The following is a 12,567-nucleotide window of genomic DNA, read 5'->3' as shown; positions in this document are numbered from 1 at the left end:
CTTCAACTTCCTTCAGTAGGGAGATAGGTATAAACAGTAGAGCGGGCGACGCCCAGATTATTAGCAACCACGGTCTGGGCATTCTTCAAATCCATCAAACCCGCTTGCGCCAGTTGACGGACAATTTCACGTCGCTGTGCCGGGTTTAGCGCGCGTGGAGTGGTATTGTGCGCGGCAGCGAATTGCTCCAGTTGAGTGCGCAGCATCTCAAGGCGAGGTGATGCCAGAGACTCCTGAACCTCTGCCGGTGTCGTTTGGATCAGTTGAGATAAACTGGCGCTAACGGCGGAAAACAGCGAGATATCCATATTTAGACAAAGTGCCCCGATGAATTCCCCTTTGCTATTTTTCAAGCCAATTGATGTACTTTTTGCCGGGCGACCATCAGGAAATTGATTCGGATAGTTAACAATAACTTCAGGAAAGTTAGGGTCGGCAATACGGCTCAACCCCAGTTCAGTCGCTGGCTCACCGATTTCACGACCGGATAAATTGTTTGAAATCGCCGCAATGGCATGTTCAGGTTGAGTCAGGTCATGCAAAACAAACTCCACTAAGGGTGCAAATGTTTTTCCCAGTGCCTCAACGATTTTTTTGCTCTCCCGCAACAGGAGTTGATCTTCTGTAAGTTTCATAATTAAAATATTGTCATTTATTGACGATTTGTCAAGTCAATTCTAACAGCAATAAAAAAGCTGCCCGAGGCAGCTCTTTTTTCAGAGAATAGCGGTAGTCAGTCTTATTTCAGGATGGAGCTTTTCAGCGACTTATCTTGCTGATGGCGCTCTAAAGCCAACTCAATCAGTATGGTGATCAATTCTGTCGAGCCCACACCGGTGGCGCGCCATAATTTGGGGTACATACTGATATTAGTAAATCCAGGTAACGTATTTATTTCATTGATAATTACGCGGTTATCTGGGGTTAAAAAGACATCCACCCGCGCCATACCACAGCATTCGAGCGCTCGAAATGCTGCTAAAGCTACCGCGCGAATATTGTCACTGGCAGCACTGTCTATTGGCGCAGGAATGATGACTTGAGCACCGGTTTCATTTATGTATTTAGTGTCATAAGAATAAAACTCGTCGCTGATAACTACCTCGCCACACAAACTGGCTTGCGGGTTGTCATTGCCCATGACGGCACATTCAATCTCCCGCCCAATAATAGCCGACTCCACCAACACTTTATGGTCAAAATCAAAGGCTAACGTCACCGCCTGTTGATATTCGGCCGCATTGCGCACTTTACTCACGCCCACCGAGGAGCCCTGATTCGCCGGTTTAATAAATAAAGGTAATCCGAGTTTTTCTGAAACCTTTTCAAAATCGTAGCTGTCTTTATTGCCACGTGTCAGTGTAATAAAAGGGGCGATATTCAACCCAGCATCACGCAGTAACCGCTTAGTGATGTCTTTATCCATACTAACCGCAGACCCCACGACACCTGAGCCGACAAAAGGAATATTGGCCATACGCAACAGGCCTTGCAAGGAACCATCTTCCCCTAATGTCCCGTGTACAATAGGGAAAATGACATCCAACTGAGCCAATGCAGCTGCATTATCCGTAGCAATGAGTTGCTGACTCTCTTGGCCAAGGATCAGCGCTACATTTTTGTTTGAATGATTCAGGGAAATCAACGCCGGATTTTCTGCATTTAACAAGTAACTGGATGCATCATTAATATGCCATTTACCTTGTTTATCAATGCCCAACAGTGTCACTTCAAACTTTGCTTTATCAATCGCATCCACGATATTTTTGGCCGACTGCAATGACACTTCATGTTCAGCCGATTTACCGCCAAAAATCACACCAACTCGCAATCTCGACACACTACATTCCTCTTTAGGACCGAGTACTTAGGGGCACGACCACCCCATAAAATTACACGTATACCCTAATACAACCTTTAGCTGCCCAACTAATGTTTTTTAAGATTTATTAAGGATTTTCTCATTATGCTGTGGGATGAGCTTTGCCGCCTTAGACGTGAATTTAGCCCCCAACCTCCCTCAAGAACATCACAAATGAAATCGCCATCGGTGATATTAACAATTATCCTAATCAATATGACAACCATTTTAGAAAAAAACAGAATTGAATTCTGTTATTGGTTTTTTTATTCTTTTTGTCATTTATTTTTAATGAGAAATCATTAAATTCGACAAAGCCGAAGAATATTGGCTATATGATTAACATCAACTTTTAAAAAATTCATTAGTCAGTCAATGGATGGAAACTAAATATTATGCGAAATTATATAATGGCAACTTTATTACTCTCTGCTAGTTGTGTCACAAATGCTAATTCAGCTTCTTCAACGGCCCCTCAACAAACACCACAAATTATTGCTCACCGGGGTGGAACTGCCGATGCCCCTGAAAATACGATTCCAGCCATCAAGAAAGCATTGGCTAATGGTGCGGATGCAATCTGGATAACAATACAGTTATCAAAGGATAATATTCCGGTTTTGTATCGCCCATCTGAACTCCAGGAATTGACCGATAAGTCGGGTAAAGTTTCTAGCTATACCGCGCAGCAACTCGCCCAAGCCGATGCCAGCTTTAAGTATAATAAAACTCATAATATTCAGCCAAAAACAGGTTCACATATCGGCATCCCTACGCTTGATAACGTATTGAAAACATTTCCTAAAACACAATTTTACCTCGATATTAAATCCCCAGATGCAGACCCAGTAACACTCGCCAAAGCGCTGAAAAAAACACTGGATGCAACCAGTAAAAATGAAGAAAACCGACTGAGCCGAACTCGCGTCTATTCAACTGATGATAATTATTTGACAGCGTTGGATAAAGTGAATGAAAGCAGCGATGCTGCACATAAAATCCAACGATTTGAAAGCCGTGATTTTACACGAACACAATTAGCCAATATTACTATGGATCATAAGTGTGAATTACCGGCGGACAATAAAGAGCGCTGGTATGGTCTGGAGTTACACCGAAAAGTTGAGGTTGTAGAGAAATATACTCTCGGTGAAGGCCGCTCTAACGCAATATTAAGTTGGGATAAAGAAGCCGTTGACTGTTTCCGTAAAAATACCAACGCACATATTATTTTCTTCGGAATTAATACCCCAGAAGATTATCATAAAGCAAAAGAATTAGGTGCCAATGGCGTGATGGTTGATTCTCCGGCCAAATTTAAGAAGATAATCCACGACAATAAATAATTACACCCGCCATACTTCAAGCTGTATGTATGTTGGTTTACTGCAACTCAAATTATTTAAGATATATAAAACAAAAATCCCCGCTCAACTCCATATTGAACGGGGATTTTTATATACAGAAAGACAAATCATATGTCCGTTAGAGAATGCGATATTGCTCCAATGCTTTCTGGCGCGCAGCCTCTTTAGCTAACCGTTTTTTGCGTGAATCACAAGGCTCGGGGCAATCACACACTTTTTCCATTCCCAAAGCCCCAATACCTCCGCAACTGCCCTGCAAGGTTTTACGTTTTACGATATAACCCAGTGACAATCCCGCGATGGCTAAGAGAAAAAAAACAAAAGACGCGATAAAAACAGTCAACATAATCTTCTCCTATCAAAGCCGCTTTTGTAGATACGGTTTGAATGACTCAGAAGAGTGTTCCTCAAAGCCTTCATCAGTTTTGACTATCATAAACACCGGAATACCCAGCAAATTAGCCAATGCCATCCCGCGTTCTGGCCCAAGGACACCTAACCCCGTCGAGAGCCCGTCGGCCGTCATACAACTCGGATCTAAAACCGTAATTGAGACTAAACGATGGTTAATTGGCCGACCTGTTTTGGGATCAATGGTATGTGAGTAACGCACACCATTTTGCTCAAAATAATTACGATAATCACCAGAGGTGGCTACCGCCATGCGACCAGGTTCGATAACCTCTTGAGTACTTTGTGAGGAGCCGGCAACAGGTTTTTCAATTGCGATGCGCCAAGGTTTATTTTCCCCATTATTACCCCGGGTCCGGACTTCCCCGCCAATATCGACCATATAGTTATCGATATTCTTCGCTTCCAAATATTCAGCAACCACATCTACGCCATACCCTTTAGCTATAGCAGAAAGATCGACATACAGCTCGGGAATGCGTTTTACCAAGGCACCATTTTCTACTGCCAAATTATCAATGCCAACCCATTCCTGGCGTTTAGCAATTTCAGCATCTGTCGGCACCACATTTGGCCGCCCTTCAGGGCCAAAGCCCCATAGATTAACCAATGGCCCGACCGTCACATCCAGCGCCCCATCAGTCAAACGGTTAATACGGATAGCCTCCCGTACCACTTTGGCTGTCGCGGCTGAAACAGGAAATGCCGTATTCACTTTCTGACTTTTGTTGAAACGGCTCAATTCAGAGTTTGGCCGGTACGTCGACATTTGATCATTAACCTGTTCCAGCTTGCGGTCTATTTCCTGCTGTAGCTGCTCCGGGCTGAGAGTTTTTGAGTCACTCATATACTTAATTGAATATGAGGTGCCCATGGTTTTACCTTCGAGATTGATTTGCTCAGGGCCACAACCCGTTAGCAGCAAAACGCCCACCGCAGCCATCAACCAATGCATTATATGTCTTCGCGCTATATGTCTTCGCACAATATCCCCAATTGCAGTCAAAACCCGAGTGGCGGCAAATCAGCCACCGAAGTCGTCGAGCATAATGTTTTCATCTTCCACACCAAGGTCTTTTAACATCTTGATGACTGCCGCATTCATCATTGGCGGGCCACACATATAGAATTCACAATCTTCAGGTGCCGGATGATTTTTAAGATAATTTTCTAATAACACGTTATGAATGAAGCCGGTATAGCCCGTCCAATTGTCTTCTGGTTGCGGGTCAGACAAAGCAACATGCCAACGGAAATTATCATTTTCAGCCTGTAACTGATCAAAATCTTCTTCATAGAACATCTCGCGCCGTGAGCGCGCGCCATACCAGAAGCTAATCTTGCGCTTAGAATGCAGCCGTTTAAGCTGATCAAAGATATGCGAACGCATAGGCGCCATACCCGCACCACCGCCAATAAAGACCATTTCGGCATCAGTATCTTTGGCAAAAAACTCACCAAATGGCCCAGAAATAACGACTTTATCACCCGGTTTCAGTGACCAGATGTAGGAAGACATGATCCCCGGAGGAGCATCCGGAACTGACGGTGGCGGCGTGGCGATACGCACGTTCAGCATGATAATACCGCGTTCTTCTGGGTAGTTTGCCATGGAATAAGCCCGCACGGTCGGCTCGGTAACTACTGACTCAAACCGGAACAAATTGAATTTATCCCAGTCGCCGCGATATTCCGCTGGTACATCAAAATCAGCGTATTTTACTGTATGAGGCTCGGCCTCAATTTGAATAAAGCCCCCAGCACGGAATGGTACAACCTCACCATCAGGAATTTTAAGTTTCAACTCTTTGATAAATGTCGCTTTATTATCATTAGAGATAACTTCACATTCCCACTTTTTCACCCCAAAGATTTCTTCCGGCAATTCAATTTTCAGGTTTTGCTTCACACTAACCTGACATGCTAACCGGCAACCTTCTTTTGCTTCCCGCTTGGAGATATGAGAAAGCTCGGTCGGCAAAATATCCCCGCCGCCTTCTTTGATGGTTACCCGGCACTGCCCACAAGAACCGCCACCGCCACACGCAGAGGAAACGAAAATGCCATGGCTGGAAAGCATGTTGAGCAGCTTATCCCCTGCCGGAGCAGTAAAACTTTTATCCGCATCTTCATTAATATCAACTGTGATATCACCGGTATTCACCAACTTTGACTTGGCAAATAAAATCATCACCGTCAATGCTAGTACAATGAGGGTGAACATGACTACGCCCAGAATTATTTCCATGAATTATTCCTACCTTTATAGGTTTACGCCAGAGAAAGACATAAACCCTAAGGCCATCAATCCGGTGGTGATAAAGGTGATCCCTAAGCCCTGTAAACCTGCGGGCACATTGGCATATTTCATCTTTTCGCGAATACCCGCTAACGCGACAATCGCCAGCATCCAACCGATACCAGAGCCAAAGCCATACACAATGGATTCAGGGAAGTTGTAATCACGCTGGGCCATAAATGACACACCGCCGAAAATGGCGCAGTTCACCGTAATCAGTGGCAGGAAAATACCCAGAGCGTTGTACAGTGCGGGGAAATAGCGATCAAGAATCATCTCCAAAACCTGTACAATGGCAGCAATTACGCCAATAAAAGTGATGAAATTCAGGAAGCTGAGATCAACACCTTCAACCAATGCGCCATCTCGCAGAACCAGGTTATAAACCAGATTGTTAGCAGGTACGGAGATGCCCAACACCACTGTTACTGCAATGCCCAGGCCAAAAGCAGTCGAGACTTTCTTGGAAACCGCGAGGAAAGTACACATCCCCAAGAAGAACGCTAACGCCATATTCTCGACAAACACTGCGCGGACGAACAGACTGATGTAATGTTCCATCGTCAATTACTCCTTCTCAATCTGCGCAGGTTTCAGGGTTCGTAAGCCCCAAATCAGCAAACCAATGATAAAGAATGCGCTAGGTGCCAGCAGGAACAATCCATTAGGCTGATACCAACCACCATTCTGGACAGTTTCTAACACTGTTACGCCAAATAATTTACCCGAGCCAATCAACTCGCGGACAAAGCCTACCAGCACTAGCACTACGCCATAGCCCAAGCCATTGCCGATGCCATCCATAAAGCTTTCGATTGGCGGGGATTTCATTGCATAAGCTTCGGCACGCCCCATCACAATACAGTTAGTGATAATCAGGCCAACAAATACTGAGAGCTGTTTAGATATCTCATAGGCATAGGCCCGTAGGATCTGATCCACCACAATCACTAGCGAAGCAATAATCACCATTTGAACAATGATGCGCACACTGTTTGGAATATGGTTGCGAATCAGTGAGATGAAGAAGCTGGAGAACGCCGTAACCAAGGTGACCGCCAGTGTCATCACTAAAGCGGTTTCCAGTTTGGTGGTGACGGCCAGTGCTGAACACACGCCCAGAATTTGCAGCGCAATTGGGTTGTTATCAAATAACGGCCCCAATAAAACCCGTTTAATTTCTTTGCTATCAGCCATTTTTTAACGCCCCTTCGCGTACTTTTTTCAGGAACGGGCCAAAGCCGTTTTCACCGAGCCAAAAATCAAAGCTGTTTTGTACACCATTGGAGGTCAGCGTTGCGCCGGACAAACCATCTATGGCATGAGGATCGTTAGCAGGCGCTCGCCCTTTAACAATACGAATAGCCGGTTGCCCTTGATCATCAAATAACCGCTTACCAATCCATTGGTTACGCCAGATAGGGTTCTCAATTTCTCCCCCTAGCCCCGGTGTTTCGCCTTGATCGTAATAGGTAATACCGCGGACTGTTTTACCGTCAGTATCAATGGCAACAAAGGCATACATCATTGACCACAAACCAGAGCCGTAAATCGGTAACACGATTTTGTTTATCTGCCCGCTGTCATTGCGTACCAGATAAATTTCAACCACATTAGCCCGGCGGCGGATACCCGCAATATCCTGTGCTGGTGTCAGCGCAATGCTCATTTGGTTATCGCGTAGTGCCTGCGCGCGATCAAATGTCGCAGGATCTTGTTGAATAAACTCACCACTTTGCAAATCGAGCAGGCGCGGTTCAATCCGCTGTGCAAACTCACTCTGCACTTTTTCTGCTGGCATTCTCGGTTGCAGTAAACCGGCCACCGCCAGAATATTACGTTGCTTATCCAACAAGCGCTGTTCTTGTTGCTTGGCTTTCAAACCTACCGCCGCGCCAGCCACGATGACTGAACACACCAAACACAGCACAATCACCACCAGCAGTGTTTTGCCAATGCTGTCATTGTTTCTTGGTTTATCATTCGCCACGGGCTTTCCTCCGCTTGATATTGGCCTGAACAACCACATAATCGAACAGTGGTGCAAACAGGTTAGCGAACAGAATCGCCAACATCATTCCCTCCGGATACGCCGGATTAGCCACGCGGATCAAAACACACATCGCGCCAATCAAGCCGCCATACCACCACTTGCCTTTATTGGTAAAGGAAGCGGACACCGGATCGGTCGCCATAAAAATCATGCCGAAAGCAAAACCGCCGAGCACCAAATGCCAATACCACGGCATAGCGAATAATGGGTTGGTAGTTGAGCCGACCCAGTTAAACAGGTAGGCCGTCGCCACCATGCCAATCATCACCCCGGCCACAATTCGCCAAGATGCCACGCGCCCGAAGAGGATAATGGCACCGCCAATCAAGATCATTAACGTGGAGACTTCACCAATAGAACCAGGAATATTGCCGAGGAAAGCATCCATCCAAGTGATAGGTTGGCCGCTAATCGTATTGACCAAACTGTGGCTACCATTAACACTCCATTGCGATAAAGGCGTCGCACCAGAAAAACCATCGGCGGCAGTCCAGACCAAGTCACCGGATATTTGTGCTGGATAAGCAAAGAACAAGAAAGCGCGCCCCGCCAGCGCCGGGTTGAGGAAGTTGCGCCCTGTCCCGCCGAAGATCTCTTTACCAATTACAACCCCAAATGAGATCCCCAGCGCCGCCTGCCATAGTGGCAATGTCGGCGGAACTATCAGGGAAAACAGAATCGAGGTCACAAAGAAACCTTCATTGATTTCATGCTTGCGAATGATAGAGAACACCACTTCCCAGAAGCCGCCCACCACAAACACGACGGCATAAATAGGCAGGAAGTAGACCGCCCCCAGCACCATTTTACTTACCCAACCAGCATCTGATGCCAATGAAGCGCCCAGCATTTGTGCCAGCCGGTAATGCCAATCGCTGGCAATAATCTGTTGCAGCTCCGCGCCATGGTAGAGTTGGTTCAAGGCCGGAATCGCCTGCCCACCGACGTTATACATCCCCCAGAACATTGCTGGGAATACCGCCAGCCATACCAAAATCATCATTCGTTTCAGATCAATAGCATCGCGAACGTGAGAGGCACCCGGTGTCACTTTACCTTGCGTATAAAAAATAGTGGCAGCAGCTTCATACAGCGGGTAATACTTCTCGAGCTTCCCACCGACTTCAAAATGGTGCTCTATTTTTTCAAGAAAACTTTTCAGGCCCATCGGTTATCCTTCCTGCTCAATCTTGGTCAGTATGTCGCGCAATACCGGCCCATATTCATATTTACCGGGACAGACAAATGTACACAGAGCCAAATCTTCTTCATCCAATTCCAGACACCCCAGAGCTGCCGCGCTGTCGGTATCGCCAGATAACAGGTCACGTAGTAAATGAGTGGCCAGAATATCCAGTGGCATAACGCGCTCATAGTTACCAATCGGCACCATAGCGCGCTCCCCACCGTGCATATCAGTGGAGAAAGCAAACAATTTGCGCTTGAAGAAATGGCCCAATGTGGTGCGAGTAATGGAATATTTATCACGCCCAGGCATCACCCAGCCGAATAGTTCTTTCTCTCGCCCTTCGCGGATGACGGACACTTGCTGATGGAAACGCCCCAGATAACCATGAGTGGCAGAGAAAGCGGTGCCGCTGAGCACCGAACCGGAGATAATGCGGTTATCCCCCTCTTTCAGCCGACTGGCGGTCAATTCAGATAAACTGGCCCCGAGACGAGTGCGCAGCAAAACTGGCTGATTTACTTGTGGGCCTGCGACAGCGACGATACGGTCAGTCCACAGCTCACCACGGGTAAATAGTTTGCCAATGGCAATGACATCCTGATAACCCACATGCCAGACAATCTTGTTCAGACTGACCGGTTCAAGGAAGTGGATGTGAGTCCCGACCAGACCGGCGGGATGCGGGCCGGAGAACTCATTGTAAGTCACCTGCGCATTGGGATGACTGGCCACTATTTGCCCCGGCGCATGACAAACATGCACTTTGCCCTCCGTCAGACGGGCTAATACTGTTAAGCCTTGATTGAAAGCATCAGACTCGGTGGCAATAATCACTTGCGGATCAGCAGCCAGCGGTTGGGTATCCATGGCGCTAACAAAAATAGCCCGTGGACGGCTATCAAGGGCCGGAGTTTTGCTGAAAGGCCGGGTCCGCAATGCTGTCCATAAGCCGGATACCTGCAAAAGCCGCTGCACTTGTTCTGCACTCAGTTGGCTGAGAGATAATTCATCATAATGCTCGAACGGGATTTGCTCATCGCCGTCAATGTCAATCACAACAGATTGTAAAACCCGGCGCTCACCGCGGTTGATGGCGCTCACTTTGCCACTAGCAGGGGCGGTGAATATCACGCCTGGATTTTTTTTATCTTCAAATAGCGCCTGGCCTTTCTTAACCCAATCACCTTCCTCGACCAACATTGAGGGGCGCATTCCCACGTATTCTTCACCGAGCAAGGCCACATGATGAATTGTTGGCCCCTCTTCTATGATCTGTGCGGGTGCTCCAGCGATGGGAAGATCTAGTCCTTTCTTTATTTTAATCATAGAGTTGAACTACTTTATTAGTTATATCAAATGCTGCACTTAGCCCAGAATGTACAGCCACACAAAGGGAAGATTCTTTCATAGTTCAGTTAAATGGCACTTTAATACTGAGTCAATTAGACAAACATGAATATCGACTGAAAGAGCCTCAGAAATTAATGCTGACACCCATACAAGGTGTTAATGAATAGAAAATAACCATTAATTGAACAGGTCATCAGCAGTGGGCAATTTTAGCATTTCCCTTTGGCACTGTCTGACAAATGCAGTGACCTGAGTCAAGCAAATACAAATAATTTACTGCAAATTTGTATATGTATTCGGTAAAATCGTATTGTCAATTCACCTTTACCGACTTTGTATTTATTTTATACAAAACATATATTGCTAAAAAATTTCTGACTGATAATCTGCGCCTATAAATCAAAGAATGCAGTGGCATAATTTACATAATATAAGTAGGAATAATAAATGGGCAAAATCGCGCCGTTATTTACGACGAGAATGTTTGCGATGAGACTCTTTGCAACCATAACGTTTGCAGCGATAATTTGTTTGCCTGCGGTATCTTTCACCAGCTCAGCCAGCGAGCCGGTGGCGGTATCCAAAGAGCTAAAACAGCAATTACTCGGATCCTCAGTCTATATTCAAATCTTCAAAGAAGAACGTACCCTGGAATTATATGCCCGGTTACAAGGTGAATATCGTTTGGTACAAAGCTACCGTATCTGTGAATTCTCAGGTGGACTTGGCCCAAAGCGCCGTGAAGGGGATTTTAAAAGCCCGGAAGGTTTTTACACTATTGATATGCGTCATTTGAAACCTGACAGTAAGTTTTATCGGGCAATCAATATTGGCTTCCCAAATGATTATGATAAGTCGCAAGGTTATTCAGGCAAATATCTGATGATTCATGGCGCTTGCAAATCAATCGGCTGTTATGCAATGACCGACGCCTATATGGACGAGATATTTAACTACGTGCAAACGGCATTTATCTTTGGTCAGGAAAAAGTAGATATCAATATCTACCCTTTCCGCATGACTGAGCAAAATATGCAACGTCACCGTAACTCTTCGGATTATAACTTCTGGCGTCAATTGCAGCCGGGTTACGAATATTTTGCCAAAAACCGCATGCCGCCGTCAGTTTCTGTGGTCAACGGGCAGTATGTGCTTAGCCGCCCGCCAACCTCCAGTGCGCCAGAGTCGCAATACGCCCTGATAAAATCAGATGCTCTGACCAAAACCAATGCGCTCACCAAAACAGAATAATGCAAACTCACCTGGTGCAATTTTGTGCCAGGTTTCATTACCGGTTAAGGGCTGCGTAGCAATCACCGTGACCACATCGTTGGGTGTGGTCTGGCGCTGAAAATCGATTTCAACATCTTGATCCAGTAAAGTCGCTTTACCGAAAGGGGCGCGGCGCGTTATCCAATATAAATTGGTCGAACAGAACGCCATGACAAAACGCCCATCCGAAAGCAACATATTAAACACCCCTTTAGCACGCAATTGCTCACACAAGGTGCCAATATAGCGAAATACCGCGGGCCAGTTACTCGGCGTGCGGGGGTAGCGTTTTGCCAGTTGATTCAGTAGCCAGCAGAAAGCATATTCACTGTCTGTTTGGCCAATAGGCCGGAAAGTTCCGGTATCCCATTGGCGATAGCCTCTAAGTTGGCCATTATGAGCATAAGTCCAGTTTCGCCCCCACATTTCGCGGGTAAAAGGATGAGTATTTTCTAATGCCACTTCACCCCGATTTGCCTGACGGATATGGGAAACCACCGCACAGGATTTGATGGGATAATCTTGCACCAACCGAGCAATGGGCGAATTAAAGCTGGGTTGGGGATCTTTAAACGTGCGGCAGCCATTACCTTCATAGAAAGTAATTCCCCAGCCATCTTTATGTGGGCCAGTTCCCCCACCCCGCTGCACCAGACCGGTAAAGCTAAAGCAAATATCCGTCGGAACATTTGCGCTCATTCCGAGCAATTCGCACATATATTCCTCCGCGCACCGAATAGGGCTTCAAGCGCCGTATTGTTCACT

13 protein-coding genes are annotated in these 12,567 nt (G+C 46.3%); 2 read left to right on the top strand and 11 right to left on the bottom strand.

Going from position 1 to position 12,567, the window contains the following annotated elements:
• Nucleotides 1–2 precede the first annotated feature (2 nt).
• Together OVO64_RS07020 and ddlA are read right to left on the bottom strand one after the other, a co-directional pair.
• On the bottom strand, nt 3–635 hold the full coding sequence (locus OVO64_RS07020; protein WP_038631368.1) for a helix-turn-helix transcriptional regulator: 633 nt from the start codon (nt 633–635) through the stop codon (nt 3–5).
• A gap of 104 nt (nt 636–739) precedes the next feature.
• Nucleotides 740–1,840: a D-alanine--D-alanine ligase gene (gene ddlA / locus OVO64_RS07015; protein WP_050291400.1), complete on the bottom strand. Its 1,101-nt coding sequence runs from the start codon at nt 1,838–1,840 to the stop codon at nt 740–742.
• Nucleotides 1,841–2,256: 416 nt separating this feature from the next.
• Here ddlA and OVO64_RS07010 point away from each other — a divergent pair, with 416 nt between their 5' ends.
• A complete protein-coding gene (locus OVO64_RS07010) occupies nt 2,257–3,207 on the top strand; it encodes a glycerophosphodiester phosphodiesterase family protein (protein WP_038631364.1) in 951 nt (316 codons plus the stop codon).
• Between the two features lie 139 nt (nt 3,208–3,346).
• Here OVO64_RS07010 and nqrM read toward each other — a convergent pair whose 3' ends face one another.
• The 8 genes from nqrM to OVO64_RS06970 form a co-directional block, all read right to left on the bottom strand.
• Nucleotides 3,347–3,574: a (Na+)-NQR maturation NqrM gene (gene nqrM / locus OVO64_RS07005; protein ID WP_038631362.1), complete on the bottom strand. Its 228-nt coding sequence runs from the start codon at nt 3,572–3,574 to the stop codon at nt 3,347–3,349.
• A 12-nt stretch (nt 3,575–3,586) separates the two neighbouring features.
• Nucleotides 3,587–4,594: an FAD:protein FMN transferase gene (locus OVO64_RS07000; protein WP_038631360.1), complete on the bottom strand. Its 1,008-nt coding sequence runs from the start codon at nt 4,592–4,594 to the stop codon at nt 3,587–3,589.
• A gap of 69 nt (nt 4,595–4,663) precedes the next feature.
• Nucleotides 4,664–5,887: an NADH:ubiquinone reductase (Na(+)-transporting) subunit F gene (nqrF, locus tag OVO64_RS06995; protein WP_038631358.1), complete on the bottom strand. Its 1,224-nt coding sequence runs from the start codon at nt 5,885–5,887 to the stop codon at nt 4,664–4,666.
• Between the two features lie 15 nt (nt 5,888–5,902).
• A complete protein-coding gene (nqrE, locus tag OVO64_RS06990; protein WP_004392325.1) occupies nt 5,903–6,499 on the bottom strand; it encodes an NADH:ubiquinone reductase (Na(+)-transporting) subunit E in 597 nt (198 codons plus the stop codon).
• Nucleotides 6,500–6,505: 6 nt separating this feature from the next.
• Complete coding sequence (locus tag OVO64_RS06985; protein ID WP_005160493.1) at nt 6,506–7,135, bottom strand: NADH:ubiquinone reductase (Na(+)-transporting) subunit D; 630 nt, start codon at nt 7,133–7,135, stop codon at nt 6,506–6,508.
• Nucleotides 7,128–7,928, bottom strand: a complete 801-nt coding sequence (locus OVO64_RS06980; protein WP_038631354.1) for a Na(+)-translocating NADH-quinone reductase subunit C — start codon at nt 7,926–7,928, stop codon at nt 7,128–7,130. The genes OVO64_RS06985 and OVO64_RS06980 overlap by 8 nt, the downstream gene beginning before the upstream one ends.
• Entirely contained in the window at nt 7,918–9,159 is a 1,242-nt protein-coding gene (locus OVO64_RS06975) for an NADH:ubiquinone reductase (Na(+)-transporting) subunit B (protein WP_038631352.1), read from the bottom strand. The genes OVO64_RS06980 and OVO64_RS06975 overlap by 11 nt, the downstream gene beginning before the upstream one ends.
• Before the next feature lie 3 nt (nt 9,160–9,162).
• Entirely contained in the window at nt 9,163–10,506 is a 1,344-nt protein-coding gene (locus OVO64_RS06970; protein ID WP_038631350.1) for a Na(+)-translocating NADH-quinone reductase subunit A, read from the bottom strand.
• A 471-nt stretch (nt 10,507–10,977) separates the two neighbouring features.
• On the opposite strand from OVO64_RS06970, the gene dpaA reads away from it, so the two are divergent.
• Nucleotides 10,978–11,781 (top strand): peptidoglycan meso-diaminopimelic acid protein amidase, encoded by an 804-nt coding sequence (gene dpaA / locus OVO64_RS06965; RefSeq protein WP_050291402.1) that lies wholly within the window; start codon nt 10,978–10,980, stop codon nt 11,779–11,781.
• On the opposite strand, the gene OVO64_RS06960 is transcribed toward dpaA, so the two are convergent.
• The gene (locus OVO64_RS06960; protein ID WP_038631348.1) at nt 11,737–12,519 is read right to left on the bottom strand and encodes a class II glutamine amidotransferase; all 783 of its coding nucleotides are present in this window, start codon (nt 12,517–12,519) and stop codon (nt 11,737–11,739) included. The genes dpaA and OVO64_RS06960 overlap by 45 nt on opposite strands.
• Between the last annotated feature and the right edge of the window lie 48 nt (nt 12,520–12,567).

Source organism: Yersinia sp. Marseille-Q5920 (genome assembly GCF_946902935.1).
Lineage (GTDB): Bacteria > Pseudomonadota > Gammaproteobacteria > Enterobacterales > Enterobacteriaceae > Yersinia > Yersinia rochesterensis.
This window is presented reverse-complemented; position numbering and strand designations above follow the sequence as displayed.